General features: G+C 37.0%; 23 protein-coding genes and 1 other annotated feature. Of the genes, 15 read left to right on the top strand and 8 right to left on the bottom strand.

The annotated features are described in order from the left end of the window. The first annotated feature begins 51 nt into the window (after window positions 1-51). From H592_RS0105790 to msrA, 13 genes are all read left to right on the top strand, one after another. Window positions 52-627 (top strand): chalcone isomerase family protein, encoded by a 576-nt coding sequence (locus H592_RS0105790; protein ID WP_084296210.1) that lies wholly within the window; start codon window positions 52-54, stop codon window positions 625-627. After that, complete coding sequence (locus H592_RS21590; RefSeq protein WP_245600373.1) at window positions 620-1,231, top strand: DUF3833 domain-containing protein; 612 nt, start codon at window positions 620-622, stop codon at window positions 1,229-1,231. The genes H592_RS0105790 and H592_RS21590 overlap by 8 nt, the downstream gene beginning before the upstream one ends. Window positions 1,232-1,301: 70 nt before the next feature. Further along, complete coding sequence (locus H592_RS21585) at window positions 1,302-1,877, top strand: LON peptidase substrate-binding domain-containing protein (protein ID WP_051369029.1); 576 nt, start codon at window positions 1,302-1,304, stop codon at window positions 1,875-1,877. A gap of 335 nt (window positions 1,878-2,212) precedes the next feature. Beyond that, window positions 2,213-2,839 carry a sigma-70 family RNA polymerase sigma factor gene (locus H592_RS0105775; RefSeq protein WP_028867944.1) on the top strand — a complete coding sequence of 209 codons (627 nt, stop codon included), beginning with the start codon at window positions 2,213-2,215 and terminating at the stop codon, window positions 2,837-2,839. Then, window positions 2,832-3,524, top strand: coding sequence for a ChrR family anti-sigma-E factor (locus H592_RS0105770; RefSeq protein WP_028867943.1), 693 nt, complete (start codon window positions 2,832-2,834; stop codon window positions 3,522-3,524). Before H592_RS0105775 ends, H592_RS0105770 begins: the two co-directional genes overlap by 8 nt. A 122-nt stretch (window positions 3,525-3,646) precedes the next feature. Next, window positions 3,647-4,606: a YbgA family protein gene (locus H592_RS0105765; protein WP_028867942.1), complete on the top strand. Its 960-nt coding sequence runs from the start codon at window positions 3,647-3,649 to the stop codon at window positions 4,604-4,606. A gap of 166 nt (window positions 4,607-4,772) precedes the next feature. Beyond that, complete coding sequence (phrB, locus tag H592_RS0105760) at window positions 4,773-6,209, top strand: deoxyribodipyrimidine photo-lyase (protein WP_028867941.1); 1,437 nt, start codon at window positions 4,773-4,775, stop codon at window positions 6,207-6,209. A gap of 267 nt (window positions 6,210-6,476) precedes the next feature. After that, a complete protein-coding gene (locus H592_RS24545; protein WP_245600371.1) occupies window positions 6,477-7,142 on the top strand; it encodes a nuclear transport factor 2 family protein in 666 nt (221 codons plus the stop codon). Continuing rightward, a complete protein-coding gene (locus tag H592_RS0105745) occupies window positions 7,142-7,864 on the top strand; it encodes an SDR family NAD(P)-dependent oxidoreductase (RefSeq protein WP_028867939.1) in 723 nt (240 codons plus the stop codon). The genes H592_RS24545 and H592_RS0105745 overlap by 1 nt, the downstream gene beginning before the upstream one ends. Continuing rightward, window positions 7,864-9,174: an NAD(P)/FAD-dependent oxidoreductase gene (locus H592_RS0105740; RefSeq protein ID WP_028867938.1), complete on the top strand. Its 1,311-nt coding sequence runs from the start codon at window positions 7,864-7,866 to the stop codon at window positions 9,172-9,174. The genes H592_RS0105745 and H592_RS0105740 overlap by 1 nt, the downstream gene beginning before the upstream one ends. Window positions 9,175-9,231: 57 nt before the next feature. Continuing rightward, on the top strand, window positions 9,232-10,014 hold the full coding sequence (locus H592_RS0105735) for a DUF1365 domain-containing protein (RefSeq protein ID WP_028867937.1): 783 nt from the start codon (window positions 9,232-9,234) through the stop codon (window positions 10,012-10,014). 32 nt (window positions 10,015-10,046) lie between these two features. After that, complete coding sequence (locus H592_RS21580) at window positions 10,047-11,285, top strand: SAM-dependent methyltransferase (RefSeq protein ID WP_037071014.1); 1,239 nt, start codon at window positions 10,047-10,049, stop codon at window positions 11,283-11,285. Window positions 11,286-11,659: 374 nt separating this feature from the next. After that, on the top strand, window positions 11,660-12,160 hold the full coding sequence (gene msrA / locus H592_RS0105725; RefSeq protein WP_028867936.1) for a peptide-methionine (S)-S-oxide reductase MsrA: 501 nt from the start codon (window positions 11,660-11,662) through the stop codon (window positions 12,158-12,160). A 129-nt stretch (window positions 12,161-12,289) separates the two neighbouring features. Here the strand turns inward: msrA and hisA are convergent, their stop codons facing one another. From hisA to H592_RS23535, 7 genes are all read right to left on the bottom strand, one after another. Beyond that, complete coding sequence (gene hisA, locus H592_RS0105720; protein ID WP_028867935.1) at window positions 12,290-13,027, bottom strand: 1-(5-phosphoribosyl)-5-[(5-phosphoribosylamino)methylideneamino]imidazole-4-carboxamide isomerase; 738 nt, start codon at window positions 13,025-13,027, stop codon at window positions 12,290-12,292. A gap of 1 nt (window position 13,028) precedes the next feature. Then, window positions 13,029-13,628 (bottom strand): imidazole glycerol phosphate synthase subunit HisH, encoded by a 600-nt coding sequence (gene hisH, locus H592_RS0105715; RefSeq protein ID WP_028867934.1) that lies wholly within the window; start codon window positions 13,626-13,628, stop codon window positions 13,029-13,031. Beyond that, the gene (hisB, locus tag H592_RS0105710; protein WP_028867933.1) at window positions 13,625-14,695 is read right to left on the bottom strand and encodes a bifunctional histidinol-phosphatase/imidazoleglycerol-phosphate dehydratase HisB; all 1,071 of its coding nucleotides are present in this window, start codon (window positions 14,693-14,695) and stop codon (window positions 13,625-13,627) included. Before hisB ends, hisH begins: the two co-directional genes overlap by 4 nt. 9 nt (window positions 14,696-14,704) lie before the next feature. Next, entirely contained in the window at window positions 14,705-15,775 is a 1,071-nt protein-coding gene (gene hisC, locus H592_RS0105705; RefSeq protein ID WP_028867932.1) for a histidinol-phosphate transaminase, read from the bottom strand. 89 nt (window positions 15,776-15,864) lie between these two features. After that, on the bottom strand, window positions 15,865-17,157 hold the full coding sequence (gene hisD / locus H592_RS0105700; protein WP_028867931.1) for a histidinol dehydrogenase: 1,293 nt from the start codon (window positions 17,155-17,157) through the stop codon (window positions 15,865-15,867). A gap of 14 nt (window positions 17,158-17,171) precedes the next feature. Next, window positions 17,172-18,068 carry an ATP phosphoribosyltransferase gene (gene hisG / locus H592_RS0105695; protein ID WP_028867930.1) on the bottom strand — a complete coding sequence of 299 codons (897 nt, stop codon included), beginning with the start codon at window positions 18,066-18,068 and terminating at the stop codon, window positions 17,172-17,174. Window positions 18,069-18,091: 23 nt separating this feature from the next. After that, window positions 18,092-18,207 (bottom strand) — a sequence feature (His leader region). 139 nt (window positions 18,208-18,346) lie between these two features. Continuing rightward, window positions 18,347-18,514, bottom strand: coding sequence for a DUF2986 domain-containing protein (locus H592_RS23535; protein WP_084296208.1), 168 nt, complete (start codon window positions 18,512-18,514; stop codon window positions 18,347-18,349). Between the two features lie 121 nt (window positions 18,515-18,635). Here H592_RS23535 and H592_RS0105685 point away from each other — a divergent pair, with 121 nt between their 5' ends. Then, a complete protein-coding gene (locus H592_RS0105685; protein ID WP_028867929.1) occupies window positions 18,636-18,869 on the top strand; it encodes a hypothetical protein in 234 nt (77 codons plus the stop codon). A 97-nt stretch (window positions 18,870-18,966) separates the two neighbouring features. Here H592_RS0105685 and H592_RS0105680 read toward each other — a convergent pair whose 3' ends face one another. Then, complete coding sequence (locus H592_RS0105680; protein WP_028867928.1) at window positions 18,967-19,353, bottom strand: nitrous oxide-stimulated promoter family protein; 387 nt, start codon at window positions 19,351-19,353, stop codon at window positions 18,967-18,969. Between the two features lie 182 nt (window positions 19,354-19,535). On the opposite strand from H592_RS0105680, the gene yoaA reads away from it, so the two are divergent. Further along, window positions 19,536-21,458, top strand: a complete 1,923-nt coding sequence (yoaA, locus tag H592_RS0105675) for a DNA repair helicase YoaA (RefSeq protein ID WP_028867927.1) — start codon at window positions 19,536-19,538, stop codon at window positions 21,456-21,458. Window positions 21,459-21,545: the final 87 nt, after the last annotated feature.

Below are 21,545 nucleotides of genomic sequence, written 5' to 3'. Positions count from 1 at the left end.
ATGTTTTTACTCAACTGAAAACAGATAAATCTAAAGATAGAGAGTATCCAAATGTTTAAAATATGCAGGAATGTTGGATTGTTGTTTTTTTCATTGTTGTTCATGAATGCGATTAATGCAGAAACTAATATTGATCACAACAATACACAGTGGCCAACAACATTGTCATCTTATCAACAACAACATGAGTTGAAAGTTGTAGGCAATGCTGTTTATTCAGTATTATTTTGGGACTTGTATAAAAGCCAGCTATCAACATCATCAGGTCAATATTCACAATTATCTAGTCACGATGATTTGATATATAAAATTGAGTATCTAAAAGATGTGTCTGCAGTAGATTTAGTTGAATACACGATTGAACAATGGCAATACTTGGCAATAAATGAACAACAATATAAGGACTATTTACCACAATTAACTGCTATTTGGCCGAACATCAAAGCAGGCGATAGTTTGGCGCTAGTGGTGCAAAACAACTCAAGTGCCTTTTATTATAACGGTGAATTGTTAGGTGCTATGACCGGAGAACATTTCGCTATTTTATTTTTAGATATTTGGTTATCAAAAAATACCAGCGAGCCTAAATTACGAGCTCAATTGTTAGGGAGAACAGTTAATGATTAAGTTTAAAAAAGCAATGAATCAGTCTAGAAAATCGCGACTTAAATATAAAAAATTTACGTCGGTTGCTTTAGCGTCTGTTTTTACATCGACACTACTAATGAGTTGCTCTGCAAACATAGAAGATTACCAACAGCAGAGTAAAGAATTTGACCTGAAACAGTATTTTAATGGTGATTTGATTGCCTGGGGAACATTGCAGGATAGAAGCGATAAAGTAACGAGGCGTTTCTGTGTTGAATTATCTGGCAGATGGCAGGGCGATAGCGGAGTATTAGCAGAAAAATTTTATTTTGATGATGGTGAAATTAGTTACCGAAATTGGTTGTTGACTAAACAACAGGATGGTAGTTATTTAGGCTCTGCTGAAGATGTGATTGGCACGGCGGTAGGTAAGCATCAAGGTTTTGCTTTCCAACTGCAATATACATTAGCGCTGCAAGTGGATGAAAGTACTTATAATGTAACAATGAATGATTGGATGTATCAATTAGATGAATATCGAGTAATGAATAAAACTGCAATATCTAAGTTTGGTTTTAATGTTGCGAATGTGACGTTGTTTTTTGATAAGCAATTGCCCGTTAAAAAGTGTCAATTAATCTAGAAAAGACGAACTAAAAAGAGAAGTTTTTCTTGAAAAATGATTAAAACAAAGGTAACAAATAGGTACATAAATGCACAATAAAACAGTTAATTTACCCCTTTTTCCACTGAGCATTTTTTTGCTACCAGGTGGCATAACTCGCTTGAGAATCTTTGAAGCGCGTTATTTGAAAATGGTGAGCTTAGCAACAAGTAATGGGGGCTTTATTATCTGTCCTGATGTAGATAATAAGTCAGAACAGTTGGCTATTTGGGGAAGTTGGGTTGAAATTATAAATTTTGATCAGGGTGAGGATGGCGTATTAGAAATAGATGTAAAATGTAAAACGTTAGTACAAGTGAATCAGGTTGAACAAAATAAAGAAAAACTTCACTTTGCTGCCGCTGTTCCTATCAAACACTGGGCGGAAAATGAATCTTCTGCGCCAATCCCTTTATTAATGGATTCGTTAAAGTCGTTAGTAGAGAGTAATGAGTTATTGAAAGATTTATATGAACATAATTTACAACTTAACCCTTATTGGATTGTGGCAAGGTGGATTGAATTATTACCGATCCCCTTTGATGTTAAAAACTCGTTCATTTATGAATCCACTTATATTGAAGCAGAAAAGCTAGTCAGTTCGATCATTGCAGAACAATTATAATTATTTGATGCTGCTAACTGAGATAAGTTACTATATAAAAACCTTCATAAATTACTTTAATAAATGGCTACGACATTGAATTAAAGAATTGAATTAAGGAATTGAATTGAAAATAAGAGAATTGAATTAATAATAAAATCATAGGATTCTCGTAGATTGATCTACTCGTTTTTGATTTTTATTCACTTTATGTTCAGTAGTTGCTTCAATTATCCACATAAATTCCGCAAAAATTTTCCTGTTAACTATATTGCTTCAATTATTTTAATTAAAAGGTGATCCATTTTTAATTTGCCTGCGTATTAGTATGCAGGGTCCAAAATTGAGAATTAATTATGGTAGCTGCTCAAACTAAATTGCCAATGCAAGTCAGTCATGTTAAATCTACTCATATGACAGAAAATACAGATCACACTCAACTCTGTGAGTGGCTAAAAGAAGTAGCAGAAAATCGATGTAAAATTTCATTTACGCATTTGTTTAAGTTTTTTGCACCTAAAATTCAGCGTATTGCGCGCAGTAAATTTCCTAATGAAGCACAAGCTCATGAAGTTGTACAAGATACCATGAGCAATGTTTGGCGTAAGGCTCATTTATTTGATGCCAATAAAGGTGCTGCAACTACATGGGTTTATACGGTGATGCGTAATGTTACTTTTGACCTACTACGAAAAATTAAAAATAACCGCGAAGATAATCTAAGTGATGATATTTGGCCGATTGCTGAAAATGCAGTCACTGAAGATCATAGCTATGAAGATCACCTTGAAAATAAGCAATTGTTACGAGTCATTGAAGCATTACCAGTTACACAGCAAGAAGTTGTAAAAGGCTTTTATTTAATGGAAATGTCACAAGAACAACTCGCTACCCATCTTAATTTACCATTAGGCACTATCAAATCTAGATTACGTTTGGCCTTGGTCAAAATGAAAGTGCAATTAGGAGAAGAGCATGATTAAACACCATCCTAAATTCGAATTAATTCAGTCTTATGTTAATGGTGAGTTGCCAGCTTCATTATCCATAGGTATTACATTACATGCTGAACTATGTTCTGTGTGCCAACAAAAAATCGCTCAACTAACTGAGCAAGTTGCCGAGCGCAGTTTTGATGAATTAAGTAATCCACTTCTAAATGAGTTGAGTAAGCTTGATTTTGAAAGTGATATTACTGACGATGACTTTTTTGATTCTATGATCGATGATATTACTGACTCAAATGACATTGACACTTTTGCAGAAGTAATGCCGAAGCAGGTCATTTTTAAAGATAAATCTTATACGCTACCGAGTGCTCTTAATAACATTTCTATGGGCAAAGCGGCTAATATTGGTAAGCTTTCAAGAGCACGTCTGCAATTAGATGAAAATGAAATCCATTCAAACTTATTGCACATTAATCCAGGGGGTGGTGTACCAGAACATACCCATAAAGGCTTTGAATTAACAGTTTTATTAGATGGATCATTTAGTGACGACAGAGGTGAGTATCACAAAGGCGACTTTATTATGTTAGACGGTAGTTTTACCCATAATCCAATCTCTGAAAAGGGGTGTTTATGTTACACGGTTGCCAATGACGCCTTACATTTCACACAAGGCATTAATAAACTACTTAACCCGATTGGCAGTTTTATATATTAAGTGTTTATTACCTTTTAGGTTACATTGTAAGTTGCTAATTACCTGTTTTAATAGACTATTACTTAAATAGGTAAATAGGTAAATAGGTTAGCAACTCTCATTATTAGTTCATGGAGTGAATAATGATTTATTCAGTTGAAAAAGAAGATATCAAAATTGGCATCAGTGCTTGTTTAATTGGTCAAAAAGTTCGTTTTGATGCGAGCAATAAACCATCACGTTTTTGTATTGATGAACTTGGCGAACACGTTCAATACGAGTCATTTTGCCCTGAAGTTGCAATCGGCTTACCGATCCCAAGACCAACTATTCGCCAGATTAAAAAAGATGACATGATCACCATTTCAAGACCAGATGGAAGTGGCGATGTAACAGAAGCCTTACAGGCTTACGGTAAAAAAGTAGCCGAAATGACAAAGCATTTAAGTGGTTACGTTTTTTGTGCAAAAAGCCCAACCTGTGGAATGGAGCGCGTTAAAGTATATACACCGGAAGGAAATTCACTGACGTCAGACGGTATTGGTGCCTTTGCAAAAGAGATCATGGAAGCTAACCCGCTGTTACCTTGTGAAGAAAATGGTCGACTCAATGATATGCACATCAGAGAAAATTTTGTAGCGCGTATTTATGCCTACAAACATTGGCAAATGGTCAGTGATTCTGGTTTAACAAAGCATAAGTTAACGACATTTCACAGCCATTACAAATATACCGTCATGAGTCATAACCTAGTGGCCTATAAAAAATTAGGTCAATTACTTGCAGATGTTGACTTGCCTCTGGCTGAAAAAGCATCACAGTATATTTCAGGGTTAATGGATGCATTAAAAATCCCGGCAACACGTAAAAACCATGTCAACACATTGACTCACATTCAGGGCTATTTCTCTAAGCATTTAGAGGCTCCGCAACGTAAAGAATTATGTGAACAGATAGATGGTTATCGATTAGGTTTGTTGCCTTTAATTGCACCGTTAACATTAATTAATCACTATTTACTACAGTATCCAAAAGATTACTTAAAAGGGCAGTCTTACTTGTCGCCTTATCCTGACAGTTTGCGCCTTAGATACGCGTACTAATAATTATAAACAATTACTATGCAGATCTAATTAAGAACACAACATTGTCCTTCTTTCGAAGGACAATTAATCATTTTGAATGTTAAAAGGAATTATTTTGTCTTCCTCTTCTTTGCCAACTTCATCTCATACTCCAACTTCTAACTCGGCACTAGCACCTGCTTCGCTGCACAGCACGACTAATGTAACACCTTCAAAACTACTTTGGTTTCGCAACGACTTAAGAACTAATGATAACCCTGCATTGCAGTATTTCATTAACCAATCAGGTTCTAACACGCCAGCTGAAGCTATTTTCTTTATATCCGAGCCACAATGGTTGTCCCATCATTGGTCAGCCATCAAAATTGACTTTATAAAACGTCATGCACAGGCTTTAGTAAGTGAATTAGCCCTGTTAAATATACATTTATCAATTGTTACTGTTGATGATTTTATTGCGCAAGTCGATTACCTGAAACATTATTGTCAAAAAAATAATATTACTAATGTAATCGCTAATAGTGAACTGGAAGTTAATGAGCAACTGCGAGATCTTGCTTGCTCTGAACAGGGGATTCCATTAACACTATTTGAAGCTGATGTTATTGTACCGAAAGGCAAAGTACTGAATCAGTCTGGTCAAATGTATAAAGTATTTACCCCCTTTAAGCGTGCTTGGTTAACTCATATTCGTGAATTTGGTTTTAATTATCTTGGGGACGCGACTGCTATTACCAATAGTCAAACGATCAAGAGTGGACAGGTAAAGGAATCGCAGCAAAACAAAGGATCTGATTCTATCTCTAACAAATGGCCATTAGTCAATGTAGTCATGAAACAGGCAATGCCACAGTTTTATAGAGACAAAATATCCCGCTATAAAAGCAACCGAGATGTTCCATCAATAAAAGGCACCAGTGGCCTTTCACCCTATTTAGCTGCAGGTGTATTAAGCCCTAATTATGTATTGCATTCATTATTAAACAAATTTCCAGACATCTTAATCTCAAGCGATAGTGAAGAGTTTTGTTGGTTAAATGAAATAATTTGGCGAGAGTTCTACCGTCATTTGATGTTTGATCAACCGCGACTTTGCAAGCACCAATGTTTTAATGACAAATACCATCAATCAGTTTGGCCTTATGATCAGGATCTTTTTAATGCGTGGTGTGAAGGTAAAACAGGGTATCCATTAGTTGATGCTGCAATGCGCCAGTTAAATCAAACCGGTTGGATGCATAATCGCTTACGTATGGTGGTTGCTAGTTTTCTCACAAAACATCTATTGATTGATTGGCGTTTAGGTGAAAAGTACTTTATGCAACATCTTATTGATGGTGATTTAGCTTCCAATAATGGTGGTTGGCAATGGGCATCTAGCACTGGCTGTGATGCACAACCTTATTTTAGAATTTTTAATCCGATCACACAGAGTGAAAGGTTTGATCCTAAAGGAACGTTCATACGTAAATATATACCAGAGCTAAGCAAAATACCTGACAAGCAAATTCACTTTCCACATAAATATATTAAGCAACATCACTTATCTATTTATTGGCCTGCGATTGTGGATCATAAAGAAGCCAGATTAAATGCTTTAGCTTTTTATAAATCACACTAAATCATTATGCTAGAAGATATAATTTAAGAAATACTAGAGTATTGATATGTAAAGAATATCAATATGTAAGCTAAATACTTGGTAATGTCGTGATTGCGGTAATGCAATGTTAGATGTTTTAGGTTGTCAGATTACAGTAGGTTTTAATAACGGATATATAGTTGATTTAGTTTATTCACGTACAACACTCTATTTTATTTGTAACAGCCGTATATTGGCAACAGTTGCTTTTATTTCTTTAGTGTTATTTTGATGACGGTAAATATAATGAACGATAAGCTATTAAACGATCAACAATTAGACGAACAACAATTAAAATCGCAAGCCTGTGAATCGGATGCACAACAAGCTGATGCTGTCACTCAAGATGAGCAAAGTTTAGATACTACTCAACAACAAAATGTGTCTGAAAAAGAAAGCTTAGTAGTTGCAAAGGATTCACTGTCAGATCTGTCTCAAGCCAATATATCAACTGGTAATCCTAGCCATTTACCTTATTTTTCCCCTCACCCTGACTGGTTATGTACCTTCATGGAAGTGTATCAAAATCTATCTGCCGATAACTTGAGTTTACTGGCATCAACTTATGATCAACAAGTGACCTTTATCGATCCTATCCATGAAATAAATGGTTTAGAAAATTTACACCAGTACTTTGAAAATATGTACCAAAACTTAAGCAGTTGTGATTTTAAGATAAATAATGTCATCGCTCAGCCAAATCAAGCGGCTATATATTGGGAAATGAGGTATCAGCATCCCAAATTAAATAAAGGTAAAATAGTTAGTGTGTTTGGTAGCTCACACCTATGTGCAAAAAAAGGAAAGGTTATCTATCATCGTGATTATTTAGACCTTGGTGCAATGTTGTACGAACAGCTTCCTCTATTTGGTCGAATCGTAAGTTGGATAAAAAATAAGGCGGCTAACTAATGACGAATAAAAGGATACTCATTACTGGAGCCACATCCGGTATCGGACATGCACTTTTTGAGCAATACAGCGAACTTGGCGAAGAAGTTATTGCTTGTGGCAGGAACGAGTTAAAGCTACAGAAGATGCAAAAAATAGCCTACAAAACCTGTGCATTTGATATGACTATTAAATCAGAGGTTGCAGCTTATGCTGAATCTATCGAGTTTCTAGATATATTAATTTTGAATGCAGGAAATTGTCGTTATATTGACAATGCGAAACAATTTGACGGTGAACTTTTTGCCGAGGTTGTGACTACCAATTTAATCTCATTAGGTTGGTTGCTAGAGTACTTTTTACCTAAGGTGAAACCGGGGGGACAAGTTGTATTTATAAGTTCCAGTGCAACTATCGTGCCTTTTCCTAGAAGTGAAGCCTATGGCGCGTCAAAAGCCGGTATTGATTACTTGGCTAATAGCTTACGCCTAGATTTAGCTAAAGAAGAAATTGATGTCACTTTGGTACACCCTGGTTTTATCAAGACTCCTTTAACTGATAAAAACGACTTTACGATGCCATTTTTATTAACCAGTAAAGTGGCAGCAACAAAAATAATTAATGCCATTAACCAACGTAAAAAATATGCCCATTTTCCGAAACGTCTTACTTTATTGCTCAAGTTCTTTAGCTTATTGCCAACAAGTATCTGGCAAAAAATCATCATGAGAGATCAAAATTAATGAAAAATATTGCAATTATTGGCTCTGGTATTTCAGGTTTGACCGCTGCTTATTTATTATCTAAAAAGCACAAGGTAACTGTGTTTGAAAAAAATGATTATATTGGAGGTCACACGGCCACGGTAGATATTGAAAAGGATGGTAAACCCTATGTTATCGATACCGGGTTCATTGTTTTCAATGATAAAACATACCCTAATTATTTAGCACTGTTAGATGAAATAGGAATTGGTAAACAAGCGACGGAAATGAGTTTTTCAGTGCATAACTGTCAAACCGGTTTGGAATATAACGGACACAACTTAAATTCACTGTTTGCACAAAGAAGCAATTTACTCAAACCAACATTTTGGATATTAGTAAAAGAAATTTTACGTTTTAATAAAATTTGTAAGTCTATCTTTGAACATGACACCTATTTACCCGGTTTAACGCTTGGTGAATTTCTAAACGATAATAAGTTTAGTGATTTTTTTGCTGAACATTATATTTTACCAATGGGGGCTGCCATTTGGTCTAGTTCGTTAGCACAAATGGAAGAGTTTGAGTTTCGATTTTTCGTGCAGTTTTTTCACCATCATGGTCTACTCAATATTGCTGATAGACCACAATGGTATGTTGTACCCAATGGTTCTAGAAGTTATATAACACCACTTATTGAAGCGTTTAAAGATCGACTACATTTAAATGCAAATATCACCGGTATTACCCGACAAGATAATAAAATACACCTACATTTTGTTAATGATACGTCGAATGACTCAACCAGTAATAAGCAAACTATTGTACAAACTTTCGATGAAGTTGTTATTGCATGTCATTCCGATCAGGCTTTAGCTTTGCTACTTGACGCAACTGAGGATGAAGAATCGTTACTCTCTTCAATGCCATACAGTGAAAACTCAGTGATCCTTCATACGGATATCAGTTTATTGCCCGATAGAGAATTAGCTTGGGCAAGTTGGAATTACCAATTAAGCCAAGACCGAGAAAAAGCCGCGAGTGTGACCTACAACATGAACATCTTACAGGGCCTAAAAAGTGATCATACTTTTTGCGTCACCTTGAATCAAAAGCAAGATATCGACCCAACAAAGATTTTAAGAGAATTTACTTATCACCATCCTATTTTTTCTTCTGAATCTATTCGAGCACAACGACAAAGAGATCTTATTTGTGGGCGTAATCAAACACATTTCGCGGGTGCATATTGGCATAATGGTTTCCATGAAGATGGAGTTAGAAGCGCTGTTGAAGTCGCAAAACGATTTGATTGTTACCTTGACGCTTTTGCAGATAAAACAGATTAACAAAGCTTAATCAATAATAGCGGCCCAGAATCATCACTTGCCGAACAAGGATTAACCATGTCTAGTTTGTTACCGTTTAGTCACAATGCCATTTACGTTGGCCATGTTATTCATAAACGTTTTCATCCCAAAAAACATAGCTTCAATGCGAGCTTATATATGTTGGCGTTAGATGTAGATGAGATTGAACAATCACCATGCGATCGCGGTGTATTTGGATTTTCTTGGTATCATCCGTTGCGTTTTGTTGAAAAAGATTACTTAAGAAGTGAACCAGATACATTGTCTCGACGTATTAAGAATAAAGTAATGCAATTAGGGGGTTACAATGAGATAGAGCGGATCCTGATGGTGGTTCAAGTCAGATGTTTTGGTCTTTATTTTAGCCCAGTCAATTTTTATTTTTGTTACGATAAACAACAACAATGTACGCAAATGTTAGCTGAAGTAAGTAATACACCATGGAATGAACGACATTATTATTGGGTTGATTTGTTACAACAAGATAAACCTAAGGTTACAGATAAAGTGTTCCAAGTGTCGCCATTTATGGATTTAGACATGACTTACACCTGGCACATTAAAGCACCGCAAATAGATAACGATAAATTACTGGTGAAAATAGAGAACAAACGTACGAACTCTCAATCAGGCGAAGTCGACAAGTTATTCGAAGCCCGTTTAATATTAAAAAGACAGGCTTTTACTACACGTAATATTGTTGGGGTATGGAGTCAGTTACCTATCATGACGGTCAAGATAGTGACGAGTATTTATTGGCAAGCTCTAAGATTATTCATTAAACGAATACCTTTTGTCGGTTATCAAAAAATCAGTTAACAACATTGCTAAACAGTTTTTAGGAGAATTTAATGGAAGAAATACAAAGTGTTGGTACACAAAATACGTCAAGCTGGTTTGAAAAACGGTGTCGTAGTTTAGTCCATTCTGTATTTTCAAACCTTAGCTATGGCCAATTAGAGTTAGTAGAAGCATCGCATAGTCAGTTTTTTCCAGAACTCTCTCAGTCAAATAGTAAAAAGGATATTATAAAAGGTAAAATTCATATCCATGACATGAGTGTTTATAAAGACTTTGTGAAAGGTGGAAGTATCGGCGTCGCTGAGGCGTTTATTGCAGGTAAGTGGAGCAGTCCAAATCTAACCAATGTAATTCGAATATTTGCTAAAGCGCAGCAGCTAACTGATAAATTAGAGTCAAAAAAATCTGTTTTTAATAAGATTAAAAATGCCATCACGCACTGGCAAAATAGAAATACACAATCGGGTTCAAAGCGAAATATACTGGCTCACTATGATCTTGGCAATGAATTATACACCCGCTTTCTTGACCCACAAATGATGTATTCATCAGCGATATACCCTTCTCCGACAACGTCATTGGAATATGCGCAGCTTTATAAGTTAAAAACGATATGTGAACGTTTGTCTCTAACTAAGGATGATCATTTATTAGAAATAGGCACAGGTTGGGGTGGATTAGCCATTTACGCGGCACAAAACTTTGGTTGCAGAGTGACAACGACGACCATCTCTGATGCGCAGTATGAGTATGCACAACAGAGAGTAAAAGCGTTAAACCTTGAACATAAAATTACTTTATTGAAGAAAGATTATCGCGACCTGACGGGCACATACGATAAAGTCGTTTCCATTGAAATGATTGAAGCAGTGGGTTATGAGTTTTTACCTAGCTTTTTCGAACAATGTAATGATCGTTTAAAAGAGGGTGGAAAACTATTAATTCAATCAATAACTATCGCCGACCAACGTTTTGAACATTACAAAAACAATGTTGATTTTATTCAACGTTACATTTTCCCTGGTGGCTTTTTACCGTCTGTTAATGTGTTATCAGAACAATTGACTGAAAGTAGTGAAATGGTGATTGAAGGGTTACATGATATTGGATTGGATTATGCCAAAACCCTTGCAGATTGGCGTAGCAGTTTTCTTGATTCTTGGACTGAATTAACGCAATTTGGTTATGATGAACAGTTTAAACGCCTTTGGTTATATTACTTTGCTTACTGTGAAGGTGCGTTTTTAGAACGTTCAATCAGTACAGTTCATTTAGTCGCAAGAAAGTAACTGATTTAACAATAAAATAACTTGAGTTAATAATAAAAAATTAAAAATGAAAAAGCCGAATTCAGATTCGGTTTTTTATTAAACAACCTCAGTTCTGGATAAGCAAAGCGATACAACACCGCTATTTCCGCAGATTTCTTCGTTAAATTATTTCTCAATAACCAGTTATTGCTTCAATAATTCGCCTTGAACTACGCAAAACTAGCGGTACTGTATAGGCAAAAGAATAACTTTATGATTTGGAATATAATTCCGCTCCCATTAACCAGAATTGAGGTTAAATAACTATCTGATTTTTATTCTTTGTATAAAGCGATTAAAATATTAGGTATATTTATACTCTTATTACTATTCAGTACATATTAGGATTCATAATGAGTAAAGAAGTCGCAGTGCTAGCAGGTGGTTGTTTTTGGGGAATGCAGGATTTAATCCGTCAATTACCCGGTGTAGAAACAACTAGAGTCGGTTATACGGGTGGAGATGTTGCAAATGCAACCTATAGAGACCACGGTACACATGCTGAAGGTATTGAAATTGCATTTGATAATCAAGAAATTAGTTTTAGAAAGTTACTCGAGTTCTTTTTTCAAATACACGATCCCTCTACAAAGTTCAGACAAGGTAATGACTTAGGGGCTTCTTATCGTTCCGCTATTTATTACACGTCGGAAAGTCAGTTACAAGAGTCGATAAGAACCATAGCTGATGTTAATGCATCAGGTTTATGGCCAGGACCGGTTGTGACTGAAGTCGAACCTGCAGGGGATTTCTGGGAAGCAGAGCCTGAACATCAAGATTATTTACAACGATTACCAGATGGTTACACGTGTCATTTTGCGCGTAAAGATTGGGTATTACCAACTAGCAACTAATATTTAGGTTAGCGATTAAATATTTTAGGTTACTTGTTAAAAAAATAGCGATTGAAGATTATAACCTTCAATCGCTATTTTTTATTTATTGATATGTTGTTTTATATTAAAACAAGCTATCCAGTGTTATTAAGCGTTCTGCCAACAGTTTATTGCTTCTGCGACCGTAAACTTACCTTCCAGTAACGCACGACCTACAATCATTCCTTGAGCGCCTGAACGAGCAACATCTGCAATATCGTCAAGTGAACCGATACCACCTGATGCTTGCCAGGAAACACTTGGAAAAGCCACCACCATCTCTTTGTATAAATCAACATTAGAGCCTGTCAGAGTGCCATCTTTAGAGATGTCAGTACACAGAACATGCTTTAAACCCACTTTTAAGTAGATTTCTAATAACGATTCAATTGTCTGGCCACTGTCTTCTTGCCAACCAGATACAGCAACTATTTTATTACCTTGTGCATCGATATTAATATCAAGCGCTAACACAATATGTTCTGGCCCGTATTTTTCCATCCAACCCGCAACCATTTCTGGCTCTTTAACTGCAGTTGAACCGATAACAACTCGATGAGCGCCGGCATCTAATAAACCTTTAACGTCTTCTTCTGTGCGAACACCGCCACCAATCTGTACTTTAGCTGGCGTATTCTTAATCAAACTTTCAATCACAGTTAATTGACGTTTAGTAATATCTTTAGCGCCATCTAAATCTACAAGGTGTAACCAGTTAGCGCCTTGTTCATTGTAAATAGTGTATAAGCTTTGTGGATCATCGCTGTATACCGTTTTTTGATCGTAATCACCTTGGTATAATCGCACAACTTTACCATCGATAAGATCAAGTGCTGGAATAATCATATTAAAGCTCCAAAAAGTTTTTGATTAATTGAGCGCCTGCTTTTCCTGAGCGCTCCGGGTGAAATTGTACACCGTAAAAATTATCTTTATTTACTGCTGCGGTAAACGGTGAACCATATTCACAACTTGCGATAGTGTTTTCGTTAACAGGTAATGCATAACTGTGTACGAAATAAAAGTAACTGCCTGCTGGAATGTCTTTGAACAATGGTTCGTCTAATTTAGGCGTGATTTGATTCCAGCCCATGTGAGGAGAACGCAAAGGGGCCACATCCATTTTTTCAACAAAACCGTCAACCAAGCCTAATGTATCTATCATTGATTGATCGCCAAAACCTTCTTCGCTACCTTGTGCAAGCATCTGCATACCTAAACAGATGCCTAAAACAGGTTGAGTTAACTTTTTAATTTCATCAACTAAGTTGCGTTCAATTAAGTTCGCCATCGCTTCTTTTGCAGTACCAACACCGGGCAGAAATAGTTTATCAGCCTGTTGTAAAATATCAGGATCTTTACTAACGGTAACTTCGTACCCTAAACGCTCAATAGCAAATCTCACTGATGATAAGTTAGCGCAACCAGTATCAATAATAACGATCATAAAACACCTTTACTTGATGGCAAATCAGTACCAATGATTTGTATACTTTGACGCAGAGTACGGCCAAATGTTTTAAACAAACCTTCCACCATATGATGAGCATTGCCATTTTCAACTTCTAAATGAATAGTAGCTCGCATTGCTTGTGCTAGTGAATAGAAAAAATGCTCAACCATTTCTGTTGACATTGTCCCCACTAATTCACGTGGGAAATCAGCTTTAAATTTAAGGAAAGGGCGTCCTGACAAGTCTAATGTACAACTCGCTTTAGTCTCATCCATTGGCAATACAAAACCAAAACGGCCAATACCACGTTTATCACCTAGCGCTTTATCTAATGCTTCACCCAGTGCTAATGCAGTATCTTCTACGCTGTGGTGGTCATCAATATGTAAGTCACCTTTAACACTAACGTTCATTTGGAATCCAGCATGGGTAGCAATTTGATCTAACATGTGATCAAAGAACCCCATACCTGTATCAATTTTATTTTCACCCGTTGTATCTAAATCAACAAATACATTGATGTCTGTTTCTTTAGTGGTGCGTGTTACAGAAGCAGTACGACCACGGCTTGTTAATTGATGAACAATTTTTTTCCAACCAAGTGTTTCTTTGTTGTAAAGAATACCTGTAATGCCCATATTTTCTGCAAGGCCGATATCAGTATGGCGATCGCCAATAACATAAGAATTTTTATGATCGATACGGCCAGATTGTAAATATTCTTTGACCATACCTAAATGTGGTTTACGACAACTACAGTTGTCCTCTGGGAAATGAGGACATAGCAATGTTGATTCAAATTTAACACCCTGTGATGCAAATATTTCCATCATTTTATTCTGTGGAATATCAAAATCACTTTGTGGGTAGCTAGCTGTGCCTAAACCATCTTGGTTTGAGACAATCACAAGAACATAACCTGCATGTTGCAGCGTTAATAAACTGGGAATGACATACGGTTCAAACACGAGCTTCTCAAGGCTATCGACCTGTTTATCACTAATAGGCTCATCAATTAACGTTCCATCGCGGTCGATGAATAGAAATTTTTGTGTACTCATTTTGGTTCCCTACAGTGAGTTTAATGTCTTTAATGTTTTGCTCATTTCATCACTGTTACCAATGGTGATACGAACACAATTTTCTAAGCGAGGTTTGTTTGCAAAATCTCGCATGATGATTCCATCGTCAGCAAACGCTTGGAATACTTTAGCTGAATCAGTAAAACGCACTAATAAGAAGTTACCAGTGGTTGGAAATACTTCAGTCACACAGTCTAATTTTCGGACTGCATTGGCTAAAACTTGACGGTTATTATTTAGCACTACAACGCGATCGCGCATGATTTCAAGACCTTCATCTGACAAAGCTTGTGCAGCAATTTGTGCCACAGGGCCTGGTACAGGGTAAGGTGCAATCACTTTGCCCAACATCTCAATGACTGATGGTTGTGCTAAGGTAAAACCACAGCGAATCGAGGCTAATGCAAAAGCTTTAGATAAGGTTCTGGTGATCACTAAGTTTTCATGGTCAGCAATCAGGTCCGTTTGGCTTAATTCAGGACAAAATTCGATATAAGCTTCATCGGCTACGATCAACGCTTTACCCGCCGTAGCAGATAATAATTTAGCCAGTTTTTGTTTATCTAGCATATTACCGGTTGGATTATTAGGGGCGCATAAAAATACAATTTTAATACGTCCGTTTGATGCTAATACGGCTGCTTCAACGGCATCATAGTCAACATCAAAATTAGCCTGTAATGCAACTTGCTCAACACCTACACCACAGGTTTCTGCACTGATTGCATACATACCGTAAGTGGGAGGGCATATTAAAATACTGTCCACTTCAGCTTCACAAAACGTTCTAATTAATACTTCAATACTTTCATCAGCACCACGTGTAGTGAGTATCTGATTACTATTGAGCTTTGAATAAGCAGCGTATGCATTAATGATTTGAGGAGGTTGGAATTCTGGGTAACGATTTAGATTTGATGAATCAAGTTGGTAGATACTGCAATCGGGTGCTTCGTTAGCATTAAGCCAAACATCACCACGACCACCAATACGGCGAGCAGAAAGATAAGGTGTTAAAGCTTGCACTGTTTTTCTCGCAAGCTGTTGGATAGTACTCATCGATGATTCTTCCCTAAATATTGCCTGAGTCGTTATATAACTGACTACTCAGGCGATTACATGATCTATTGATTGACCTAATAAATGACCTATTGCTGATCTAGTTTTTCCATACGGATTGTAACTGCACGCTTATGCGCTGTTAACCCTTCAGCAGCAGCCAAACAAGTTACCGCAGGGGCTAAATTACGTAAACCTTCCTGTGTTAACTCTTGTACGGTATAACGTTTAACAAAATCAGCTAAGCCTAAACTTGAATACGTTTTAGTGTAACCGTAAGTTGGTAATACATGATTAGTACCACTTGCATAATCACCGACTGATTCTGGCGTCCATGCACCCAAGAAAATAGACCCTGCGTTTTTCAGCATTGGTTGTATTGCTCTTGGTTGTTCAGTTTGTACAATCAAATGTTCTGGTGCATAACGATTCGAGATAGCAACCGCTTGTTCAAGATCTTTACATACAATACTGACACTGTTGGCAATTGCTTTCTCAGCGATTTCACGACGCTCTAAAACGGCTAGTTGACTCGCTATTTCAATGCCCGTTTGCTCAGCAATCTTTGCACAGGGGGTCACTAGAATAGTTTGCGAATCATGACCATGTTCAGCTTGAGATAGTAGGTCAGAAGCAATAAAAGCAGGATCTGCATCTTTATCGGCAATTACTAATACTTCAGATGGGCCTGCTGGCATATCAATCGCAGCACCTGCAAAGTCGTTACTGACTTGGCGTTTAGCTTCAGTAACAAATGAATTGCCAGGGCCAAATATTTTATCTACCGGTTTAATAGTCTCTGTTCCGTAAGCTAATGCTGCAATTGCTTGTGCACCTCCTACAGAATAGATTTCATTAACACCACATAGTGATGCCGCATATAATATTTCATCAGCTAGTGGCGGCGGTGAACACAATACTAAACGCGCACAACCTGCAATTTGTGCAGGCGCACCGGTCATGATCACCGTCGATGGCAATGGCGCACTGCCACCAGGAATGTACAAACCAACTGATTCAATTGCTTGGGTATGCATTTCACACACAACACCGGGCATTGTTTCAACACGTATGACATCTTGCTTTTGTGCTATGTGAAATTTAACGACTTGATCGTAAGCTACTTTTATCGCATTTTTTATATCACTACCAAGGCGTTCCGTCGCAGCATCAATATCTGTTTGCGTTAAGGTAAAGTTATCACCAGTTATTTTGTCAAAACGTTTGGTGTAATCAAGCAAAGCTTGATCACCATGTTGACGAATATTAGCAATAATCTCAGAAACAGTAGCGGTTAAACCCGAAGAATCTGCCATTGCAGGGCGAGCAAGTAATTGAGCTTGCTGTTCAGGTGTTAGTTGTTCCCAGTTGACCGTTTGCATTGCCATTTTTTATACTACTCCATCATTTTTTCAATAGGTAATACTAGAATTGAACTCGCGCCTAATGCTTTTAATTGTTCCATCGTTTCCCAGAACAAGTTCTCTTTACTGACAACGTGTAAAGCAACGTGATCTTCGCTTCCGGCTAATTCCATCACGGTTGGTAAATCAGAACCTGGTAATAGATCAGTAATGGCCGCTAGATTAGCTTTAGGTGCATTTAACATGATGTATTTAGATTCTTTTGCTGTTTGTACACCGTCAATACGCGTAAGGATGCGATTCACTAAGTCTTGTTTAGCGTCAGTTAATGGTTTGTCACGTTGCATTAATACAGCAGTAGAACGGTAAATCACTTCTACTTCCTTTAAGCCGTTCGCTTCTAAGGTTGCACCAGTCGAAACTAAGTCACAAATTGCATCGGCTAGTCCTGCGCGAGGCGCAACTTCAACTGAACCTGTTAACATACAAGAGGTATAAGGAACATTGGCTTCTGCCATAAAACGTTTCAAGATGTGAACATAAGTTGTTGCGATACGTAGGTTTGCTAAAGATTGCACACCTTGATAATCAAAATCATTGTCAACGGCTAGAGAGAAACGACATTCACCAAAGGCTAACTCTTTTACTACTTTATGTGCTGTTGGTTCGTTAGCAACTTTACGCATCATGCTTTCTTCTTCAAGCACGTTTTGACCAATAAAACCCAAATCAACTACACCATCCATTACTAGCCCTGGGATATCGTCATCGCGTACACGAAGGATATCAATTGGCATATTGTCACTGTGTGCTATTAAACGTTGGGTATTTAAATTAATTTTAATTCCACAGGCTTTTAATAATTTAACCGTGTCATCACTTAGACGACCTTTTTTCTGTATTGCGATTCTTAAACGTTGCTCTGACATAAACTCATTTCCTTGCATTTAAAACTAAAAAACCCTCGGGAGGTTTACTTCCGAGGGTTTAAATTTGGGTAACCACTGGAAGCACACAACATCTCTTCCAAGAAAAATCCTGAAAGATTAGGTAATATGATGGTGATGTGCTTTCAGATTTACTTTCTTCATGGTGATTAAAACTCTGTAATTTAATTGACACTAAGCCTACCAATCTCAATCCAAAATGTGAAACTATTTTTGGACATATCTAAGTCCAATTTGGAATAATTATGCAAAAACTTTGATTATTCACTCGTAATAGATTCATTTTCACTATTTTGTATCTCTATTTGTTCTAATTTTTCTCTTTCAGCTTTAGAAATATATTTGCTCTTTGTGTTAGGCGCAGCTTTTGCATTAATCTTTTTCATACGTTTTTTGAGGATGCTATTTAGTTTCTTTTTGCGATTCATGTTAAAACCCTTATTAATATGAGTTGTATTGTAAAGAGTCTAGGGATAAATTCAAAGTTCAATTTGATTACAATGACAAACGTTTTATCCATTAACGCACACAATCTGAGTAGGAGGGGATATGAGTCAACATCTCATTAATGACTTCATCAACAGAACCTATGTGTTTAAACCTTTTCAAACTAATAAAATGTCCACCGGTAAGGTAGTCAAATATCAAGCATCTAACCGTAACAATAATGCCTCACCTGAAGATATAGAAGAAAGTGTGCATTTTCTGAAACCCATTAGAGCCACTAAAAAAACAGAACAAGAAGAAATACCAGAAACAAAACATATCGATATCACCATCTGATGGTTAACTCTACTACTCGGTGTGATGAGTGTAATCAAACATATTGTTTAATAACTGTATTTTTCAACAACTATATCGTTCAATAACTACAAGAGAATCACTTATTTTTCTTACGCTGATGGTAATTAGATAAGCCAGTAGGAATGACCTTCGGGAACTTCTTCGTTGATTTAATCAAATGTTTAATCGCTAACAAGGGATGTCTAAGCAACATCTTAGGGCCTGCATAACGCATCACCACTTGTGCCTGTTGCCTAAATTGAGGTTTATAACAATGAATAGGGCAGTGCTTACAAGCAGGTTTGTTATCACCATAAACACATCTATCTAATTTTTGTTTTGCATGTTCGATCAGCGCTAAGCATTGTTCACAAACACAATGCTGATGGTGTGCTTTACAATAAATCGTCGTCATCGCTCGAATAGTATTAAGTTCGACAGTTAAATGAGGTGTTAATAAAACTGCCTTCTTTTGTTCTGTCATTGTGTCCCCGTAGAGGTTTCCCGTTGTAATGGCTCTATGCAATAGTGCTAGTTATGGCGCAATGATAGTTATGTTGTTATGAGTAAAGACTGTTTGTATTTTTTACTGCGTACTAAAGCATGTTCAGTTTAAGATTATTAACGTAGAATATTATACATTATTCAACGGCAGAGCTTAATAAATTGATTGCTTCATTTTTTTCTTCAACAGGCGCACTTGCCAATATTCTTCCTCACTTTATTGGTCGAGACGCTCAAGTTAAAATGGCCGAATCCGTTGACCAAGCGATTAAGCAACAAAGTGCATTAGTAGTCGAAGCAGAAACAGGCACCGGTAAAACGTTTGCTTATTTAGCACCTGCGTTATTAAATTTAGATAAAAGCTTAGGGCAAAAACTAGTTATCTCAACGGGCAGTAAAGCACTACAAGAACAATTGTACTTAAAGGATCTCCCCCTTTTATTACAAGCCACTAACTTCACAGGGCATTGCACTTTATTAAAAGGGCGTGCGAACTATCTTTGTATTGAGCGACTTAATCGTTTTATGCTTGAAACGCGTTTCAAACAACCTAACCTGCATAATGAATTAGTCGCTATTAAAGATTGGTCTATTAGTACCGGTACAGGTGATATTGCAGAAGTTGATGATTTGCCTGAAGATGCAATGATCATTCCCTCAATTACCAGTAGTAATGATAATTGCCTCGGTAAAGAATGCCCAAGTTATGAAGATTGTTTTGTTGTGAAAGCAAGAACCAAAGCAATGGATGCAGATGTTATCGTTATTAATCATCATCTGTTTTTTGCCGATTTAGCAGTGAAAGAGACCGGCTTTGGTCAATTAATACCAGAAGCTGATTGTTATATATTTGATGAAGCCCATCAACTACCAGACATTGCCAGTCAATATTTTGGCGAAAGCTTATCAAGTAAACAACTTACAGAACTAGCCAAAGAAATCGATTTTGTCTATCGCACCGAATTAAAAGAAGCAAAACAGATGGCAAAAGCGGCAGAGCAATTACGAGCTGCATCTTTAGATTTCAGGCTAGCCTTTGCAATCGAAAAAGGCTCGGGTAGTTGGCGTGACAAAAGTAAAGATCGCGCGATGCAAATGCACGTCACACGTTTACAACAAGTCATGGGCTTTTTAAAACAAGTATTGACCGAGCGTTTGGGTAAAAGCGAAGTACTAGATCACTGCTTTGAAAAAATTAATCAATACAGTTTATTGTTTGAACGCTTAAATAACACCCATGAAAGCGGATTCAGTTATTGGTATGAATGTACTAAGCAGCACTTTTCATTGAATATCACGCCGCTCAGTGTCGCTACTCGTTTTCAAACCGAGTGTCAAAAAAAGCAAGCAAGTTGGATATTCACCTCCGCTACTTTGTCGGTTAAAGGGGAGTTTAAACATTTCACCCAGTTACTTGGGTTAACTGCAGCTAATTGCTTACAATTAAGTAGTCCTTTTGATTATGCAACACAAAGCCTTTTTGTTGTTCCTCGATTAATACCAGAACCGGGTACTCCTGGATTAGCGGCTAAATTAGTTGATATGTTATCGCCTGTTATTAATGCCAGTAAAGGACGCTGTTTTTTCCTCTGCACCAGCCACTCGATGATGAATCAGCTCGCACAAGCTTTTCGTGAATCGTTAACTTTACCTGTTCTATTGCAGGGTGAAAAAAGTAAACAAGCCTTGTTAGATGAATTCATTACTCACGGTAACGCATTATTGGTGGCAACGGGCAGTTTCTGGGAGGGCGTTGATGTACGTGGGCAAACGCTATCTTGTGTGATTATCGATAAAATCCCTTTTGCTTCACCTGAAGAGCCTTTACTAAAAGCACGCATGGAAGATGCCGAGTTGAAAGGGGGTGACCCATTCTTTGACGTACAATTACCACAAGCGGTGATCACTTTAAAACAAGGCGTTGGGCGGTTGATTAGAGCGGAACAAGACAAAGGTGTGTTAATTGTTTGTGATACACGTTTAGTGAGTCGAAAATATGGCAATCTTTTCCTTAATAGTTTACCTTGCATGCCGCGAACTAGAGACCTTAATAAAGCAATCGATTTTCTTACTTTAATTGAATAAACTAACGCTATTTTATTGGCTCGTTTTTAACAAGCATGATTGAAATGCTTTAACACTCAAACGGTCGAAATAATCGATAAGCTAACT

Source organism: Psychromonas arctica DSM 14288 (genome assembly GCF_000482725.1).
Classification (GTDB): Bacteria; Pseudomonadota; Gammaproteobacteria; order Enterobacterales; family Psychromonadaceae; genus Psychromonas; species Psychromonas arctica.
Note: the sequence above shows the minus strand (reverse complement) of the source record. Positions and strands in the feature narration are given on the sequence as shown.

Coding starts and splice junctions, on each gene's coding strand:
- H592_RS0105790 (WP_084296210.1), top strand. CDS start 52: ATGTTTAAAATATGCAGGAATGTTGGATTGTTGTTTTTTTCATTGTTG.
- H592_RS21590 (WP_245600373.1), top strand. CDS start 620: ATGATTAAGTTTAAAAAAGCAATGAATCAGTCTAGAAAATCGCGACTT.
- H592_RS21585 (WP_051369029.1), top strand. CDS start 1,302: ATGCACAATAAAACAGTTAATTTACCCCTTTTTCCACTGAGCATTTTT.
- H592_RS0105775 (WP_028867944.1), top strand. CDS start 2,213: ATGGTAGCTGCTCAAACTAAATTGCCAATGCAAGTCAGTCATGTTAAA.
- H592_RS0105770 (WP_028867943.1), top strand. CDS start 2,832: ATGATTAAACACCATCCTAAATTCGAATTAATTCAGTCTTATGTTAAT.
- H592_RS0105765 (WP_028867942.1), top strand. CDS start 3,647: ATGATTTATTCAGTTGAAAAAGAAGATATCAAAATTGGCATCAGTGCT.
- H592_RS24545 (WP_245600371.1), top strand. CDS start 6,477: ATGAACGATAAGCTATTAAACGATCAACAATTAGACGAACAACAATTA.
- H592_RS0105745 (WP_028867939.1), top strand. CDS start 7,142: ATGACGAATAAAAGGATACTCATTACTGGAGCCACATCCGGTATCGGA.
- H592_RS0105740 (WP_028867938.1), top strand. CDS start 7,864: ATGAAAAATATTGCAATTATTGGCTCTGGTATTTCAGGTTTGACCGCT.
- H592_RS0105735 (WP_028867937.1), top strand. CDS start 9,232: ATGTCTAGTTTGTTACCGTTTAGTCACAATGCCATTTACGTTGGCCAT.
- H592_RS21580 (WP_037071014.1), top strand. CDS start 10,047: ATGGAAGAAATACAAAGTGTTGGTACACAAAATACGTCAAGCTGGTTT.
- msrA (WP_028867936.1), top strand. CDS start 11,660: ATGAGTAAAGAAGTCGCAGTGCTAGCAGGTGGTTGTTTTTGGGGAATG.
- hisA (WP_028867935.1), bottom strand. CDS start 13,027: ATGATTATTCCAGCACTTGATCTTATCGATGGTAAAGTTGTGCGATTA.
- hisH (WP_028867934.1), bottom strand. CDS start 13,628: ATGATCGTTATTATTGATACTGGTTGCGCTAACTTATCATCAGTGAGA.
- hisB (WP_028867933.1), bottom strand. CDS start 14,695: ATGAGTACACAAAAATTTCTATTCATCGACCGCGATGGAACGTTAATT.
- hisC (WP_028867932.1), bottom strand. CDS start 15,775: ATGAGTACTATCCAACAGCTTGCGAGAAAAACAGTGCAAGCTTTAACA.
- hisD (WP_028867931.1), bottom strand. CDS start 17,157: ATGCAAACGGTCAACTGGGAACAACTAACACCTGAACAGCAAGCTCAA.
- hisG (WP_028867930.1), bottom strand. CDS start 18,068: ATGTCAGAGCAACGTTTAAGAATCGCAATACAGAAAAAAGGTCGTCTA.
- H592_RS23535 (WP_084296208.1), bottom strand. CDS start 18,514: ATGAATCGCAAAAAGAAACTAAATAGCATCCTCAAAAAACGTATGAAA.
- H592_RS0105685 (WP_028867929.1), top strand. CDS start 18,636: ATGAGTCAACATCTCATTAATGACTTCATCAACAGAACCTATGTGTTT.
- H592_RS0105680 (WP_028867928.1), bottom strand. CDS start 19,353: ATGACAGAACAAAAGAAGGCAGTTTTATTAACACCTCATTTAACTGTC.